Raw genomic sequence first — 17,298 nt, forward strand, 5'->3', positions numbered from 1 at the left:
ATACATTGAAGGAAAAATTACCAGAATTTTTTGATAGCAACGATCATTTTAGCATTGATAAATTTGAAAATGCACTGCGAGAGCATAATATTGACGAAGTTACCAATGGCTATCATTAATGAGTAGTCGCTATATCTAATTAATGGAAACTGGAATAGTAAACAAACGAAGTACTCTTGACTAAATTAGGGAAAAACTAATTATATTTATGCAATTTGGTTATCTTCGTTTATTCATTTAAGTTGAATGCACTTTTTTAGTTAGAAAACTTCTTAAATAAGTTTGAAAATGATGGATCTTTGCTCCGAAGGTACTAATTTATGAAATAAAATTATAATCGGTATCAAGATAAAACTAATATTTATGTTAATATTGAAAAGGGTATCATCAAAGATATAAATCGTAGCTTTATACAATAATCTCTCAAAGACTTTGAATAATATAATCCGATATCTAATGTGGATAAGGTTGTTATAAAACCAATAAAAGTTGAATCGACACGTTATTTAGAAGAATAACGATGAGGAAAGAATATTGTAAGATTGGGAAAAACCAGTTATCGGTTATTATTTACTTGGAAACATGGAAGAAAAGACTTAAATAATTTTTCAAAAGGAAAGTTTCAAGACGAGTGTCAAAAACTCTTTAACATTAAGCATAATGATGAATTATTAGATAAAGAAATTGACGTTCACTTGACGCAGTTAAATACTTTATTAATAACTGAAAACGGGATGAACATGATAAAAATCAAAGATCAAGCAAAACAAAAAGCACTAGCTGAATTACAAAAGGGGTTTGGGAATCGGGACTAAAACTACTAGAGAGATTGTCGCTGAATTGAATGTCTTTAAACATACTATTCAATATCACTATAAAAGACTCACAAATAGAACATCTAACAAAATTAATTGATAAGCAACAACAGCTTCAATTAACAGCCGTAGCAGATAACAAAGAACTAAAAGCTAATATTAGAAAATTAAGTGGATTAATTGAAACTTATAAATAATTTCCAGAAAAAAGTAAGTAACAAAAATAAAAATGAAGGTGTTTTAATGAGTGACAATGAACGTGATCCTTTTTGGTTATCAAAAAACGTTAAATTATGTCAAGGAGTGGGTTCTGAAAATGAAAAATTTTATAAAAATGGTGTTGAAATAAAAGAAGATAATAACTCGATTGATTTAGATGAATTCAAAAAAATGGTAAAAAATGAATCTTTAAAATTCCTAAATAATAAGTTTGACAATATTGTTGTTTTGGTTGGTGCAGGTGCGTCAGTAACCGATAACAATTTTCAACCAGACGAACATGGAATAGCTAAAACAGGCGTGACTGTCGCTAAAATTGCTGATGTGGTTCAAAAAAAACTTGCTGATAAAAAATATCATTTTGATGAAGATGAAGAGGACTTTGACGTTTTCACACTTGCAGAGATGGCAGAAATGAGTAGTTATTCTGACAATATTTTAGATAATGGAAAGAAATTAAACGGTGAATTTAATTTGGAAGATTTTTTGTCTAATATCCTTGCTTATGAAAAATTCGTTCCTGAAGCAGACCAAGAAAAGTTTAAGAATACCAAGAAAATAATTTTAGATATTATTATTAAAGCAACATCTTATAATTATGACAGAAACACTTTTAAGCATGTTAAATTTTTGAATGTCTTATCTAAACTTACGAATCCTGAAAACAAACTAAACCTTGTCACTACAAACTATGATACGTTATTAGAGGATGCTGCAGAAAGTATGAAGTGGACTGTTTTTGATGGCTTTTCATTTTCACAAACACCTCAATTTGATAGTACAATGTTTGATTGGAACTTAGTTAAGGAAGTCCCAAATGTCAAAACAAACGAGAACATTTACAAAATTAACGTTGCTAATCTTCTTAAAATTCATGGTTCACTAACATGGGAGCGATCTGAATCAGGTGACAATATTATTCGTAAAGACAAAAAGCTGGTAAAGGAACCAATTATGGTATTTCCTAGCTCTAATAAGTATGCTCAAAGTTACCAAGAACCATATTTTGATCTATTCAACAAGTTTCAAAATCTTTTGCATAAACCAAATACTTTGTTAATAACAACTGGTTTTAGTTTTGCTGATAATCATATTGCTCGTATGATAATTTCTGCAATACAAACAAACGATGGATTATCTACCCTAATTACAAATTTTAGTATTAATGAATCTCAAAATAGTAATAGTAATTTGAATGAACTTATAAATGCTATGGATAACTATTATAATGTTGCTTTTTTAAAAGCAACATTAAATGGTGATTTATCAGAATATCTAGGAGGATCTATGGATGACAATTGATTATTTTTATACTAAAAGAAGTGAAAAACCAGAGGTTTTTAACAATTGGATGGATGGAGGGGTTCCAAAAAGTAATTTTTATATTGGTATGATTTCTCAGGTTTATCGCGATAGTGCTTATATTCAAGTTGAAAACCTATCACTTTTTAATCATAGAAATATTAGGTTAGAATCGTTAATACCCAATAGTATTAATTATTTGGTAGTTATTGATAGTGTCCAAGGGTTATTTATTGCTGAAGTATACCAATCAAAAGTTAACTCTTCGTCTTCGGTACATGAAGCAATGAATCATGGAATTGAAGAAACTATATACCCTGAAATTGCAGTTAATGTTATAGGGATTCTTGACGGTAATAAATTTAAGTTATCCGGGTTAAAAACTGTTGGGATTACTGATAAAGTTTACATTGCGAACAATGAATTAATTTCAATATATTTAAAATCAATAGAAATCAATGACTATCAGAAAAAAAGTGAGAATGAGAAAATTAGCTATCAAACATCACTAGAAAACTTAATGAAATTAGATGGTTTTGAAAATCAGTCTTTGTCATTAAAACCAAATACGCTTTTCGATCGGCACCTAATGGTAGTAGGTACCACAAATTCTGGAAAGTCAACATCGTCTTTAACTATTTTAGACAAGCTCGTATCTGCAAATAAAAAAGTATTGATTCTTGATCCCACAGGTGAGTACCAAGATTCCTTTGAAAAAGAAGAAATTGACAAATTTACTTTAGGGGATGATATTTTTTTAAAAACTGCTAGCGTAGATATTCAATTTTGGATTGATTTTTTTAATGTATCTAGTCCTGAAGATTCTAATAAAGCTTCTGTTCTTTCTGATGCAATTGATTCTCTACGATATCAAAAGTCCAATAAAAAAGACAGTGCTTTAAAAAAGGATGGAGTTGAGGTGCGTACCCTATTAGATAAAATTAATAAAGTGAACGATAAAGCTTTCGATTTAAAACTTTTACCTGATCAAATAAACAATGAAGCAGTTAAACCACATACAGATAAAAAAACCGGTAAGTACGAGTTTGTACATGACGGTAATCTCTTTAATGCAAGTCTTTGGCTAGTTCAAAAGGTAACATATTTTTTGCAATCGTCCCTGATTGAAAAATTTTTCAATGACAACGATGAAGATGATACCCAAACAGACTTATTTGAAAAACTCAAAGAGTTTATTAAATCCAGAGATTCAAAATCGTTGTATTTAAATTTGTCAAACATATCTAAAACAGACACATCAGGTCGAACAATTGTTGACCTAATTTCAAAATTTATTATTGACAAAAAAACTACTAACGATACTGCATTAGTACTATTCATAGATGAATTACATAGATATGTTAGCAGGTATAGTGAAGAAAGCGGGTTAATATCAATTGCCAGAGAAGGTCGAAAAAAAGGTATATTCTTATTTTTAACAACGCAAAACCCCAAAGATGTTCCAGAAGTCTTATTTGGGCAAATTGGAACAATGGTTATTCATCGTTTGACACATTCTGAGGAAATTGCGGCTATTCAAAACTATCTTAATCAGAACGAAGTGTCACAAATTCCTAAATTGAACCAAGGAGAAGCAATATTGACAAGTATTAATTTGCTTCAAGATATACATGTATGTTTTGAGAAGTCTGGACGTAAGCATGATAACGATACTCCACTGCTGTAAATAATTCTCCTGGTTCTGAAAATAGTAAAATTCAAGAGGTCGGACGTGGTTTGCGATTGCCAGTTGATGAGACTGGTCATCGCCTAAAACAAGATGAATTTTCTAGTCGGCTTTCCTTCTTAATTGGCTATGACGAAAAAGAATTTGCTCAAGAACTTGTTAATCAAATCAATGATGATGCTCCCGTTGTTCTTGATCATACAAAATTAACTGAGGAAATGATTAGCGCAATTGTTAATCAGCAACAAAAGTTAGATAGAACGTTTGATGAGCAACAACTTGTCAATGACTTAGGTGGCAAGGGAATTATTGATTTTGATCATCATTTTAAGCGTGAAGTGGTTTTTGATGGTCAGAAAACAACCGGTTTTGAAGCCTTGTTGCAATGTTATCCCAACATTAACCATGATATGGTTGCAAATGATCGGGTTATAGATCGAACCATTCATAAAGTTAGTACCAAGGTTAAATTGCAAAAAAGAAATTGGAAAAAGTTAAAAAATGTTTGGCAAGCATTATCAAAGCGCCAAATGGTGGTTTATGGTGATGGAACTAATGATGTGGCTGAAAAAATAGCACGTGAAATTTTTAATAACAAAGAAAATTTTGTTTTCCAGAAAACGCAATCTATCAATCAGAAGATTAAAATCGGTAACCAAGCGGAAATCCATCAAACAACTGAAACCGGGACTACGCGATTAACGATGGATTACGGAAAATTTTTACAACAAATTAATTTTCAAATAGGTTTATCTATCAATTTATTAAATAATCTGATGATTGTAACGATGCGTCATCAGCTAGGAAATAATTCTGATTATATTAACGAAGCTACTCTCGAAAAAATTGTTAAAAATTTTGTGAAAAAGTTTGAAGGAAAATTGATTGAAAATTATGAGTATCAACCATTGAATTTTGAATCATCGACATCAGTTTATAATTCAGATAGTGAAGAATTTTTGGACTATGTTTCAGCTAATAAAATCGGATCGTATGGCGATGATAAAGTTGACGGTGACCCCAAATACTTATATTAAAGACCACCGGTACGTTATGATAGCGTCGATCCGGAATTAGAAATACTAAAGCATGATTATGACGATGATGTCGTAGTCTATGGCAAGTTACCGAAGGAAGCGATTAAAATTCCGCGGTTTAACCATGGCACTACAACTCCTGATTTTATTTTTATGATAAATCGTCATGGAGAAAAGCCATATCTAATTGTAGAAACCAAGGCTGAAAACATGCGAATCGGTGATCAACAAATTCAGAAGATTCAAAAAAAATATTTTGATAAATTAACAAACTCCGGAATCTATTATCAATTTACGACTAACTATCAAGATATCTGGAATAAAATCGATGAACTAGCAGATAAATAGTAGAATGTTAATGGTGGATATAGTTTTATCCCTAATTGACGCCCTCTCTTTTGACACCGCTCTTCATTTCTATTATGCTTTTTGTGTACTACTGGAACTTAAAATTAAACGAGGTGTACATGACGGAGCAAAGCATAAAATTATTCTTAGATATGGATAACGTACTGGTTGATACATTGCCAGTTCTAAACCGGGCGGCTACGACACATCGCCAGCGTCCGGATACAATTCCTGGTATTTTTCGCGACTTGCCACCTATTTCTGGCGTGCTAGCTGCGATTCCTGAGTTAGCCAAATCATATGATCTCTATATTTTATCAACGGCACCATGGAATAATCCCAGCGCTTGGCAGGATAAACTCCTCTGGATTCAACAATATTTTGGTGCCGGGGATACCAATTATTTCTATAAAAAAGTTATTATGACCCATGACAAGGGCTTGGTGCGTGGGGCCAGTGGAATTTTACTGGATGATCGTCCCTATCATGGGGCAAGCGCCTGGGATGATCCTCAGCATGGTAGTTTCTGGATTCAGTATGGTTACGACTCGCGGTTAACGTGGTCCCAGGATTTAGTGCCGATGTTAGAGCATCTGGCTTATGATACTCAACGACTTGGCAGTTTATCACAGGCGATACAGCAAGCCGCTACCAATTATCAGTTACATGGGGATCATGCTGCGTTTACGAAAGAAAATTGGGAGTAACAGTATAAAGGGGTGTCGTTATGATTACAAATAGTGTTGTAATGTTACAAAAAGCTCGTGCGGAGCATTATGCAGTACCCGCTTTTAATGTTAATAATCTTGAGTGGGGAAAGGAGCTTTTGCGAGCAGCAGAAAAGCTCCAGTCACCGGTCATTTTACAAGTAACTGGTGGAGCTGCCCAATATATGGGAAGTTTTCGCTTAGCTTATGATTTGTTAGTTGATCTGCACGAAGCAATGCATATTACGGTTCCAGTCGCTATTCATTTAGACCATGGAAACTATCATCAAGCGCTTGAAACTATTGGAGTGGGATTTACTTCCGTGATGTTTGATGGGGCAAAGTTACCACTGGCAGAAAATTTAGCGAAAACTAATGATTTGCGTACGGTTACCAGTCAACATCAGATTTCTTTGGAAGCTGAAGTTGGTACTATTGGCGGCGAAGAAGATGGGCTAATTGCGAATGGTGAGATTGCTGCAATTCCGGATGCAGTTCAAATGGCTCAAGTTGGCGTTGATATGTTAGCGGTGGGAATTGGAAACATTCATGGTCAGTACCCGGCCGATTGGAAGGGGCTCAATTTCGCACACTTACAAAAGATTGATGAGGCGATTTTCGCAGCGACTGGCAAACGGCTTCCGCTGGTACTACATGGTGGTTCAGGCATTGATGACGATCAAATCCGCCGAGCAATTGAGCTGGGAATTGCAAAAATCAATGTTAACACGGAGGGCCAGTTAGCTTTTCATGATGGGATTCGCAAGTATGTGCTAGCTGACAAAGATTTAGAAGGCAAGAACTTTGATCCAAGGATTTTTCTGACCGCAGGCAGCGATCAACTTGAGGCAATGTGCGAAGATCGAATTAGGGTCTTTGGATCAGCTGGGAAAGCTTAATGATTTTTGAATAATCAAACTAAAAAGACTAGCTCTTAAGAAGGGCTAGTCTTTTTAGTTTTTATAGATATTAATAGACATATTATTTTTTGATTTGTAGGGCACTCCGGTGTCCGATTTCATACATAATCCACCCCACTAGACCAAAAAATAGGGGACCAAAAATCGTCCAAAAAGCGGTCTGATAATCATGCTCCATGAGTGGTTCAACGGCAGTAAAGCCAATGCCTAAGATTAGGACCACCATGATAATGATAACCACAAAATTAGTAAAATATTTATTTTTATAGAAAACAAAGGGGCGGTCAATGTTTGTTAATTTTTTAAAAAAGGGAAAAGCACCGATCAAAAAGAGATAGGGAAAGGTACTCGAGATGTTGGCCATGTCAGTTAGAATTAAGTAAAATTTTTGTGCACCAGAGCCACTAAAGGTAATTAAAAAAATGATAACGGACACAATAATAGCTTGAAGCCACATGGCAAAACTAGGCATTTGTTGTTGATTTAGCTTAGTTACTCGTTTGGGCCATAACTTAGGGTCAGAACCTTCAATAAAAGACTTGATCGGTGAATAGCTGAGCACGAAGAAGGAACCGATGTAGGCAATGAACATACTGATACCAGCGTAACGTGCAAACCATTGACCAGTAATAAGGGCGACCTGAGTTGATGCGCCGAGTGCTAGGGCTAGTTGATATCCTAAATTGTTGATTAATACATAGGTAATGTTACCCAGATTTACATGGTTGCCACCAAGCAATTGCTGCCAGTTAGCAGTCACGCCAACGAAGAAAATAGTGACCGAATAAAGCAAAGCCATAATGATACCGCCGATGATAATTCCACGCGGAAAATTTTGTTTGGGGTGCGCAACTTTGTCAACGACTCCTCCCATTGATTCCATGCCACCGTAGGCAAAGATCGCGTAAACAACAAATGACATGATGGCAATTGGAGAAGCAAAGAGTGGATTAGGTGATTTAATAAATACAGCGGTGCTCCGAACTGGTTCAGCCAGCTGGCCGTGATTTAAGACTAGAACTACGCTGGATAAGATTACGAATAACACCGGTAATCCGATGGAGAAAAAGCCTCCAATACTGGCAATTTTGGTGATTTGCTGAAAGCCACGGGTTGATATGAATGTGATTACGATCACCCAAATAATTCCTAAAAGACCAATGGTTTGCATGGGAGAAAAAATGCCAAATAGGTGCCAAGTAGTGGTTTTATCAGTTCCAAAGAAAATATTTGAAACTGGAATCCAGACTTTACTAGCAACGGCAATCATCCAGATAATCCAAGCGGACAGCCAGATAAAGGTACCGATAAAAGCTAGTCGTTCTCCAATTGATTCTTTGAGCCAGGAATAGATGCCACCTTTAGCACTGCTAAGAGCGGATCCATATTCTGCAAACATTAAACTGGATGGCAAAAAGAAAATTACGGCAGCAAATACATACCAAATAATACTGGCATATCCCATCTGATCGTAGGCCACCGTGACATTTGCGAAGCCAAAGATAGATGACAAAATCATCAAAACCAATGACTTAGTACTCATTTTTTTATGATTCGTTGGTTGTTCCATTATGGACAAAGGCTCCTTATAGATTTAAATCTTGTTGATAATTAAGTGGGGAAAGATCAGTAGCAGTGGTGATTAATCGTGCGGCCAGTGATTGATATGCCGTCAAAGCTTGTTGGGCGGCTGTGTGGCTGGCTTCTGTCGCTAATTGTGCGAGTTGTTCGGGTTTGATTGCTTGTGCCTTAAGGTCAGTTTCGCTAATTAAGTTCTGAAATTGGGTTTGGAGTTGATTTTGAACCGCTACTAATTGGGGGTAAAATTGTTGGTAGTGGGGATCAACCAGGACTCCTACTAACTTAAACGTCCAGTAAGCAGATTCAGAATCATAAGTGGCGGTTACTGGGATTTGGTAGGCTCTGGGCGTGTCTGTAAGACCAGCAAAAAAAGGAACGTAAGTACTCTGAGCGCCCACTCCCATCAAAAGCCAGTGAATGTTAGCCACGGCGGCTGGGAGCTGAGGACGTAAGTGGAGCACGTGTGATTCTTGGGTTTTCGCTAAACTAATTGGTCGAAAACGATGACGTTGGTTAGCTGGTCCGTCACCTAAAGGATCATATGGAGTTCCCTGATAATGAGAGCTTAGAAAGTGTTGAGCGTCATAAACTGATAGTAATCGAGAACTTTTTCGTAAAAATGGTAAGGTTTGTGAAGTAGGTTCTTGGATGATTTCTGGGTTGAACTGACGTTGCCCGTCCCATACCCGAGGCGTATTATAGCTGGTATCCTGGGATGTTTGGGTTCCAAAAATTAGGCGAAAATTAAAATTATCTTTGTGTTGGTTAAGCTGATGGCTGTTAACGAAGTCCACGATTTGAGCAGACCAAGCAAAATTTTGATGATCCGAAAAATCAATGGTTTGAATTGCCATCTGATTGGCAACGACAGCATAACAGTCATCGGGAATCCGTTGAGCTACCCAGTGATGACCGGAACCGATTTCAAAGTACCAGACCTCCTGCCGATCAGAAAACAGGATGCCATTTGTTTCACAAGCTCCGTATTTTGATACAATCTGACCAAGTCGTTCGACTCCTTCACGGGCTGTTTTAATGTACGGGAGAACTACGGTTACCATGGCCTCTTCGCCAATGCCATCAGTCACCAGGGGATCAAACTTGAGAACTTGCTGATTGGCATAGGTGCTTTCGGTGGCACTCATCGCACAACCAGCTTCATTAATTCCATCTTCTTCAAAAAGTCCGTCTTGTGACGTCCACTCCGGGGTCGCTGTGTATTTGGCGCTAACTGTTGGTAATGCCAACTGAAAACCATTTGCCTTAGAACAAAACTTTCGATTGGCAACGCGTTGTTGTTCGTGCACGATAAACCGTTTTGGCCAGGCTGCTTTGCAGTCTTCATTGCGACCAATAATGGTGCTACCGTCAACAGTTGCATTTCTTCCAATTAAAATACTGGTACAAGCGGAATAATTTGTTTCCATAAATATGGGCTCCTTAATTTTTTAAATTGCTAACGACTATCTTACACCTTTAGTCAGGCGAAAACCGATTTGTGCATTGGACTAAATGCTAGCATGGCATCCCGATGCAAGAAGGATTATAATTAAAAAATCATGAACTGATTGAGGTTAATTAATGAAAAATGAACAGTATATAATGGCGATTGATGAAGGGACCACCTCTGCTCGAGTAATGCTGTTTGACCAGCAAGGAGCACCGGTTGGAAAAGCACAACGAAAAATTAATCAGTCATACCCACATCCTGGTTGGGTAGAGCAGGATCCGATTGAGATATGGAATACAGCGGAAACACTAGTTTCAGAAGTTCTTTTTCAAACGGAAACGCCTCCCTACAAGGTTAGATCGATTGGAATCACGAACCAGCGCGAGACTACAATTGTATGGGATCGGCTTACAGGGAAACCGATTTATCCAGCCATTGTTTGGCAGTCAAAACAAACGGCCGAAATTGCTAAGCACTGGCAACAACCTGAGTTTGCAAATTTAATCCAACAGAAAACGGGTTTGTTGGTGGATGCGTACTTCTCTGCTACAAAGATCCAATGGATTTTACAACAGGTACCAGGAGCTCAATCTCGAGCAGAGCAGGGAGAGCTTTTGTTTGGGACGATTGATACGTGGTTATTATGGAAATTAACTAACGGTCAAGTACATGCAACCGACTACACAAATGCTAGTCGGACGATGCTGTATAACATTCAACAGAAAGCGTGGGATCCAGAACTATTAGATCTCTTTCAGATTCCGGCAGCAATGTTGCCGAAGGTTTATCCCTCTGGTCATTTATATGGTTATACGCAGGACTTTACGCTTATGGGAGTTCAGATTCCTATCGCTGCTCTTGCTGGAGACCAACAAGCATCGCTGTTTGGACAGTTGGCTTTACAACCCGGAATGGCAAAAAACACTTATGGAACCGGAGCCTTCATCATGATGAACCTTGGAAAACAGTGGCGTCTTTCAAATCACGGACTTTTAACAACGCTAACCTGTAGTCTCGATGATGATGAGGTAGGATATGCTTTTGAGGGTAGCATTTTTTCCGCTGGTTCAGCGATTGAGTGGCTACACCGTCAGCTAAAAATACTTACGGATCCAGCAAAGTCAGCAGAGATCGCTGCTGCGAGTCATAAGTCAACTGACTTATATCTGGTTCCAGCCTTTAACGGATTAGGTGCTCCTTATTGGGATCAACGGGCACAAGCCTCTTTTCTGGGATTAACCGCTCATACGAACCACAGCCAAATGGTTGCGGCTACGATAGAATCGTTAGCGTTTCAAACGCGTGCAGTTCTGGATACCATGGCTCAAGAAACTGGTTTGACACTGCAAAGTTTAGTAGTGGACGGCGGGGTCTCACAGAATGATTATTTATTACAATTTCAGGCAGATTTACTGGGAAAACCAATCAAACGTGCGCCGTTATCTGAAACTACAGCACTCGGAACTGCCTATTTAGCAGGTCTGACGGTCGGATATTGGCGTGATTTAGCCGCCTTACGATCCCAGCAACCGGCTGGAAAAGTTTTCACTCCGCAGATGACGGTTGCTGATAGAGAACATCGCTACGCCGGTTGGCAAGCAGCTGTCACTGCTACTCAAAAATTTAAGGATGATTAATTGTGCAATTACCACCAGCATTTATTTCTAAATATCAAGCTCTTTTGGGGGCAGAAGCAATTCCATTTTTGGATTCTTTCCAAGCACCAGCAGTCCATGGCTTTCGGATTAATCCGCTAAAACCTCCAGCTAACCTTACGATTGATTTAAGTCACCCAATTCCAACCGTTCCTAATGGTTACTACGGCAAGGTGGCTGGTAAAACTCCTGAACATCAAAGCGGTTACGTCTATAGTCAGGAGCCATCGGCTATGCAAGTAGCCCAGGTTGTGAATCCACAAGCAGGAGAGCGGGTCTTGGACCTTTGTGCAGCACCTGGGGGCAAGTCCACGCAATTAGCGGGCATGTTAAATAACTCCGGTTTATTAGTTGCTAACGAAATTGATCGTAGTCGGGCTAAAGTTTTAGTTGAAAATTTAGAACGAGCAGGCGTCTGGAACCCTTTGATTTTGAATGAGGATCCGGACAGCTTAGCCCGCCATTTTCCCCGCTATTTTGATAAAATTTTAGTAGATGCTCCCTGTTCTGGGGAGGGGATGTTTCGTAAGAATCCGCAAGCAATGAAGTATTGGTCTCTAGATTATCCAGCAGCATGTGCGGTGCGCCAACGAACTATCTTACCAGCCGCCCTTAAAATGTTAAAACCGGGAGGAGAATTAGTATATTCGACTTGTACGTTTGCTCCTGAAGAAGATGAACAAATAATTGCTTGGCTACTCAAAGAATTCCCCCTTAAAGTAGTTCCCATAACTAAAACAGCTGGGATGGAGGACGGTCGTCCAGCATGGGCAAATCAAAATCCAGCCTTGGCGGATACGGTACGTTTATTTCCGCAAAATTTACCAGGAGATGGTCACTTTATCGCTAAATTACGGTACGAGCCGACTGATGCCGCCGGCTCGCTGATAAAAACGCAGCGTAGCAATGTAGCGGGCGAACTACGCAAATGGTGGCAACAGCTTGTATCTACAGAATTTACAGTGGATCCGGCGACGAATTTATTATCATTTGGAAAAACTTTGTACAGTTATCATCCGGATATTCCAGATTTGCAGCAACTTAAAGTGATGCGGCCGGGAACCCCAGTCGCAAATATTAAAAAACAACGTCTTGAACCGGCATACGGGTTAGCTTTGGCATTAAAGCCACAGTCAGTGCAAAAGCGATTAACTTTAACGCGAGCAGAGTGGCAAATCTATGTTCATGGGGATACGCTAAGCGTCGATCCCAAGTTGCCTAAGGGGTGGTATTTGCTTGATTGTCAGGGAATGCCGATTGGATTTGGTAAAGTAGTGCAGGGAACGTTGAAAAATTTCTTTCCGAAGGGACTCCGCTTTCAAATCTAAGCTTGATAAGTTCTAAATATTACAAAAAAGCCTTCATCATGGCTGAGCTCATGATGGAGGCTTTTATAATGCACTTAGATTAGGATAAGTTGCGCTGCTGTAAATAGGTAAGGAGTTCGGAACTTAGCACGGCAGGTCGCTGGCGTAATTCTGCAATTGAGTGGACTCCCAACAAAGCAAAGATAGTACGTAATCCAGTGATCCATTCTCGAACTAGTTCAATTGTAGCGTTAACATCGTGATCAATTAAATATGTCAAAAGAGTGCCAGCTACGCCCACGGCATCGGCTCCCAAATATAATGCTTTAACGATCTCTAATGGGTTTGTAATTCCACCAGCGGCAGCAATGTACATATCGGGAACGGCATGGGCTTCGTACAGAGACTCCACGGTAGTGAGTCCCCAGTCGCTCAGGTAGGCAAAGTCCTTTTGTGGGCGGCGAAAATTTTCAATTTGAGCAAAATTAGTACCACCGTGGCCACCTAGGTTAAGATATTGGACTCCCAAACTACGCAGGGTCAGCATTGTTTCCTGAGTCATCCCAAAACCAACTTCTTTTAAAATGACTGGAACCGGACTTGCAGCCACGTTTGCTTGCAGGTGCTCAGCCCAATGAAATGATCGATCTCCTTCAGGCATAATGGCCTCTTGAGCAGCGTTTAAGTGGAGCTCCAGCGCATCACCTTGGACCAATTCTAGTGCAGCATGACACTCATCTAGACTAGCCCCAGCACTTAAATTAGCAAAAATAAGCCCGTGTGGATTAACCTTGCGAACAATTGAAAAACTATCTCGAAGGGTAGGGTCTTTTAAAGCGACACTTTCACTTCCAACGGCCATGGCTAACCCAGTCTCAGCGGCAACGTGAGCAAGCTGTTGGTTAAGCTTTTTTGTAAAAGAACTCCCGCCAGTCATCGCTTCAATGTAAAAGGGAAGCTCTAGGACTAATTTACCAAAAGTAGTTTTCAGTGAAACGTTAGTGAAATCGCTTTCTGGTAGGGCGTTTGGTAACAGGCGAAGTGCTTGAAAGCCGGCCTGTGAAACGTCCGAATGAAATTTTTTGGCAAGTGACACGTGTTCGTCCTTGCGATGAGATTGTCGACTGGTCACAAATTTTCTCCCGTATAATTGTAAATTGCTAAATTAAGTGGATCAATTCCCGCTTTGCGCCAATCAGCCAGCAATGATTGGATGTCGTCATTTTTATTGATGAGAACAATACCACAATCACCACCGCCGGCTCCAGATGTTTTGGCAGCACCACCATAGTGCTCGGCAATTTTAATCATGGTTTGAAGTTTTGGAGTTTCAATGTCGACGTGTTCTGTATTACTCAGTGACTGTAGCAATTGGCGATTTTCCTTGATATTATTCATGATTAGTTCAAGGTTATTTTGACGAAATCCATTAGTAATTTCATGTACACATTTTTGACTGGCATGGAGAAATTGATGATACTGGCTTTGCGTTCTCCCTTTTTTCAATTCTACTTGGTCAATCAGATGCGAAGTAGATGAAGGGGATCCGGTCCAGCCTACTAAAAAACGAAGTGCTGCTGGGATTTTTAATGGAATGATTTCTAGTTTAGGCCATTCTAGTTTTAGTAAGTCTGGCAGAATTAGCTTGTGACGAAAATTCATAAGCCATTGTCGATCAAACGAACTATAAGAAATTAATCCACCAAATACGCTAGAAGCAACGTCTCCCAGAGAACCATTTCCCTGAACATCTAAATGGGCAATTGCTGCTAACTTGAATAGGTTAACGCGTGACAGATGTAGCTGATATAACTGGCACACGGCCATAATGGTTGCAACGGTCACAGCAGCCGAGGAACCTAAGCCATACTTTTTACCGTTTCCATTATCAAGTTCGCTATTGACATCTAACTGGTATTTTTTCATTGGAAGATGTAGTGCTTCGACATAGTCTTCGGTAACTTTAATGGCCGATAAAATGTATTGAAACGGGTTATCCCGATTATCAACCACCATTTTTGAACCGATACGATCCCAGCGTAGAGTGTGATTTTCATATTGGTGCGAGGTAATCACGCTTGATGTTGCAGCTAGTGCCGGGGTCAATCTAACGGTTACAAATCGATCGATTGCAGCGATGATCGCAGAGTAGCCGGGTTCAACCACAGCATATTCGCCGGCTAGATATAATTTTCCCGAAACTTTTGTTGTAATCAAATTATGCATATCCTTTACTTCAAATATTGAATACCTGGACCAGCCGCTACCACGACATATTGATCCTGGCCAAAAACGCTTGTAAGACGGGCTTTAACTGCAGCTAAATTTGAACGCTGTAGGATGATCTTGAGGTTAGGACCGGCATCGAGCGTGAAATAGACTGGAATTCCTTGCTTGCGAAGCTGTTGAACTAGTTCCATTGCCTGAATCGTCTGTCCATTAAAGTAAGTATAGCTAGGCTGGGCACTGATGGTCAAGGCATGCATGTTCATGGCATTTGCTTCGACAATTTCCCCAAAACTAGTAAAATCTTGGTGGTGAATGGCTCGTTTAATTTGCTTGAGATCAAGCGCAGACTGTTTTACCCAGTCCTGATAATAGGGAGAAGTTTGTTTTGATCTTTCCATACCAATGGTACTAGAAATTTGTTTTTGTTTTTTATCAAATAAGAGGGCGATCACCACCAAATCCCACTGCGGGGATTCAGACAGAGGCATTGCATAAGAGCTATGATCACCAATTCCGTGGCGCCACTCCACTAAGCCACCGTAAATCGAACGGGTCGCCGAACCCGAACCCTTGCGGGCTAAGCGCGATAATTCTTTATTTGACAAATCCATGCCACTGGCGCGACTCGCAGCAGCAGCAAGGGCTGCAAAACCAGAAGCAGATGAAGCTAGCCCAGCCGCAGTGGGGACGTGATTGACGGTTTCTACAAGTGCGTATGCTTGGCAGTTGCTCTGAATTCGGACCAAGTCTAAGAAATTACTAATGCGCCGAGCTTGTTTTTCCGACAGTAACTTTTGATTAAATATAATTTGATCATGCTGCAATTCTGGTTGAAAAGTAACACTGGTTTCCGTATAGAAATGATCAAGCGTTAGCGATAGACTACTGGTCGTAGGGATGGTTAGTTTAGAGTTAGTTTTACCCCAATACTTGATTAAGGCAATATTAGTATGGGCCCGGGCGGTTGCTGTTTGATTACTCACGGTCACAATCCTCCTATGGATTTAAATCGGCTAAATTTTGTTTCCAAGTCTTAACGGCACCGGCTACGCGAAGTTTAGTAGTTAAATAGTCAGCAGTCTCTTGGTTATCAGTTAGAGCAAGCAGACAACCACCGAGACCGCTGCCGGTTAATTTGGCTCCTAGAGCACCGTTTTCTAAAGCGGTTTGAACGAGCAGATCTAGTTTTGTAGTGCTAATTGCTAGCTTTTGTAAATCACGATGAGCAGCAGTTAGTAGTTTGCCGGTTTGGTTTAATTGTTGGTGGCGCAGGAGCTCTAATGACTGTTGGACTAGCAAACCTAGATGTTCAATAATTGCTTGCGTTGGTGCTGGATTGGTTTGCATGGCCTTAGTAACTTGAGCAACAGCTACCTTGGTAGCGGAGCTTTGACCGGTATCGGCGATTACTAAGTAGCCGGCCAGTTGGAAATCAATTGTTTGAAATTGATGGTGCTGATATAGGATTGGCTGATTGGCATTTACCGTTTTAGCATCAATGCCACTGGGATTGCCGTGGGTAATTTGTTCTTCAAGATCGGTAAATTGACCCAGGTTCTGGGCTGATAAATCAGCAGAAAAAAAAGCATGATAGGCCTTGGTAAGTGCACTTGCAGTGGCAGCGGACGATCCCATACCACGCCCAACGGGAATGTTACTTTCAACCGTAAACTTGAGTGGTTGGTGCTGGGGATTCAATTTATCATCCAACTGCTCTTGTAACTTTAAAAGTCCCTGTAATGCTTCCGGGGCAGCATCCAATGCTCCGGTATAAAAATCACTTTGGAGCGCGGAAGTTTTTGTGGGTGCTGGGCTGATCGTTACAATGGTTTGAATTCCTGGTAGAGGAAAAACCAGCGCTGGTTGTCGATAAACGGCACTGTGTTCCCCTAAGAAAATCACTTTAGCATGACTGGTTCCAACCGCGTATTCTAGCATAATCAATTACTCGCTTTCTAACTATTTCATTTTAGCATAATTAAAATTTGAACGTGATCCCCCACAGGATAATTAACGAATTTTACAAATTTGTAGTAAAATC

13 protein-coding genes and 2 pseudogenes are annotated in these 17,298 nt (G+C 39.5%); 9 read left to right on the forward strand and 6 right to left on the reverse strand.

The annotated features are described in order from the left end of the window. Positions 1-455: 455 nt before the first annotated feature. The 7 genes and pseudogenes from B808_RS06695 to B808_RS02105 form a co-directional block, all read left to right on the forward strand. Positions 456-671 (forward strand): annotated as a pseudogene (locus B808_RS06695) (replication initiation protein); the annotation flags it as partial. A gap of 173 nt (positions 672-844) precedes the next feature. Continuing rightward, the gene (locus B808_RS06425; protein WP_081716725.1) at positions 845-1,012 is read left to right on the forward strand and encodes a DUF536 domain-containing protein; all 168 of its coding nucleotides are present in this window, start codon (positions 845-847) and stop codon (positions 1,010-1,012) included. Positions 1,013-1,058: 46 nt separating this feature from the next. Then, the gene (locus tag B808_RS02085) at positions 1,059-2,336 is read left to right on the forward strand and encodes an SIR2 family protein (RefSeq protein WP_051393791.1); all 1,278 of its coding nucleotides are present in this window, start codon (positions 1,059-1,061) and stop codon (positions 2,334-2,336) included. After that, positions 2,326-4,023 (forward strand): ATP-binding protein, encoded by a 1,698-nt coding sequence (locus B808_RS02090; protein ID WP_225349213.1) that lies wholly within the window; start codon positions 2,326-2,328, stop codon positions 4,021-4,023. The genes B808_RS02085 and B808_RS02090 overlap by 11 nt, the downstream gene beginning before the upstream one ends. 5 nt (positions 4,024-4,028) lie before the next feature. Then, positions 4,029-5,408 (forward strand): annotated as a pseudogene (locus tag B808_RS02095) (restriction endonuclease); the annotation flags it as partial. Positions 5,409-5,527: 119 nt separating this feature from the next. Next, complete coding sequence (locus B808_RS02100; protein WP_035421633.1) at positions 5,528-6,115, forward strand: 5' nucleotidase, NT5C type; 588 nt, start codon at positions 5,528-5,530, stop codon at positions 6,113-6,115. A 20-nt stretch (positions 6,116-6,135) separates the two neighbouring features. Next, positions 6,136-7,014 (forward strand): ketose-bisphosphate aldolase, encoded by an 879-nt coding sequence (locus B808_RS02105; RefSeq protein ID WP_035421635.1) that lies wholly within the window; start codon positions 6,136-6,138, stop codon positions 7,012-7,014. Between the two features lie 82 nt (positions 7,015-7,096). Here the strand turns inward: B808_RS02105 and yjeM are convergent, their stop codons facing one another. Beyond that, a complete protein-coding gene (gene yjeM, locus B808_RS02110; protein ID WP_035421637.1) occupies positions 7,097-8,605 on the reverse strand; it encodes a glutamate/gamma-aminobutyrate family transporter YjeM in 1,509 nt (502 codons plus the stop codon). Positions 8,606-8,621: 16 nt separating this feature from the next. Beyond that, on the reverse strand, positions 8,622-10,043 hold the full coding sequence (locus B808_RS02115) for a C69 family dipeptidase (protein ID WP_035421640.1): 1,422 nt from the start codon (positions 10,041-10,043) through the stop codon (positions 8,622-8,624). Between the two features lie 154 nt (positions 10,044-10,197). On the opposite strand from B808_RS02115, the gene glpK reads away from it, so the two are divergent. Together glpK and B808_RS02125 are read left to right on the forward strand one after the other, a co-directional pair. Beyond that, positions 10,198-11,703 carry a glycerol kinase GlpK gene (gene glpK, locus B808_RS02120; protein WP_009166482.1) on the forward strand — a complete coding sequence of 502 codons (1,506 nt, stop codon included), beginning with the start codon at positions 10,198-10,200 and terminating at the stop codon, positions 11,701-11,703. A gap of 2 nt (positions 11,704-11,705) precedes the next feature. Continuing rightward, positions 11,706-13,049 carry an RsmB/NOP family class I SAM-dependent RNA methyltransferase gene (locus tag B808_RS02125; protein WP_009166483.1) on the forward strand — a complete coding sequence of 448 codons (1,344 nt, stop codon included), beginning with the start codon at positions 11,706-11,708 and terminating at the stop codon, positions 13,047-13,049. Between the two features lie 79 nt (positions 13,050-13,128). Here B808_RS02125 and fni read toward each other — a convergent pair whose 3' ends face one another. The 4 genes from fni to mvk are packed head-to-tail and all read right to left on the reverse strand — an operon-like array spanning position 13,129 to position 17,195. Beyond that, the gene (gene fni / locus B808_RS02130) at positions 13,129-14,160 is read right to left on the reverse strand and encodes a type 2 isopentenyl-diphosphate Delta-isomerase (RefSeq protein ID WP_009166484.1); all 1,032 of its coding nucleotides are present in this window, start codon (positions 14,158-14,160) and stop codon (positions 13,129-13,131) included. Further along, positions 14,157-15,245, reverse strand: a complete 1,089-nt coding sequence (locus tag B808_RS02135; RefSeq protein ID WP_035421665.1) for a phosphomevalonate kinase — start codon at positions 15,243-15,245, stop codon at positions 14,157-14,159. Before B808_RS02135 ends, fni begins: the two co-directional genes overlap by 4 nt. A gap of 14 nt (positions 15,246-15,259) precedes the next feature. After that, the gene (gene mvaD / locus B808_RS02140; RefSeq protein ID WP_009166486.1) at positions 15,260-16,240 is read right to left on the reverse strand and encodes a diphosphomevalonate decarboxylase; all 981 of its coding nucleotides are present in this window, start codon (positions 16,238-16,240) and stop codon (positions 15,260-15,262) included. A 13-nt stretch (positions 16,241-16,253) separates the two neighbouring features. Further along, positions 16,254-17,195 carry a mevalonate kinase gene (mvk, locus tag B808_RS02145; RefSeq protein ID WP_009166487.1) on the reverse strand — a complete coding sequence of 314 codons (942 nt, stop codon included), beginning with the start codon at positions 17,193-17,195 and terminating at the stop codon, positions 16,254-16,256. Positions 17,196-17,298: the final 103 nt, after the last annotated feature.

The organism is Fructilactobacillus florum 8D (genome assembly GCF_000512295.1).
In the GTDB taxonomy this organism is placed as follows: Bacteria; Bacillota; Bacilli; order Lactobacillales; family Lactobacillaceae; genus Fructilactobacillus; species Fructilactobacillus florum.

What these genes read in the sequence shown, in the direction of transcription:
- B808_RS02090 (WP_225349213.1), top strand. Translation starts at nt 2,326, where the DNA reads ATGACAATTGATTATTTTTATACTAAAAGAAGTGAAAAACCAGAGGTT.
- B808_RS02085 (WP_051393791.1), top strand. Translation starts at nt 1,059, where the DNA reads ATGAGTGACAATGAACGTGATCCTTTTTGGTTATCAAAAAACGTTAAA.
- B808_RS02105 (WP_035421635.1), top strand. Translation starts at nt 6,136, where the DNA reads ATGATTACAAATAGTGTTGTAATGTTACAAAAAGCTCGTGCGGAGCAT.
- glpK (WP_009166482.1), top strand. Translation starts at nt 10,198, where the DNA reads ATGAAAAATGAACAGTATATAATGGCGATTGATGAAGGGACCACCTCT.
- B808_RS06425 (WP_081716725.1), top strand. Translation starts at nt 845, where the DNA reads ATGTCTTTAAACATACTATTCAATATCACTATAAAAGACTCACAAATA.
- B808_RS02115 (WP_035421640.1), bottom strand. Translation starts at nt 10,043, where the DNA reads ATGGAAACAAATTATTCCGCTTGTACCAGTATTTTAATTGGAAGAAAT.
- mvk (WP_009166487.1), bottom strand. Translation starts at nt 17,195, where the DNA reads ATGCTAGAATACGCGGTTGGAACCAGTCATGCTAAAGTGATTTTCTTA.
- yjeM (WP_035421637.1), bottom strand. Translation starts at nt 8,605, where the DNA reads ATGGAACAACCAACGAATCATAAAAAAATGAGTACTAAGTCATTGGTT.
- B808_RS02100 (WP_035421633.1), top strand. Translation starts at nt 5,528, where the DNA reads ATGACGGAGCAAAGCATAAAATTATTCTTAGATATGGATAACGTACTG.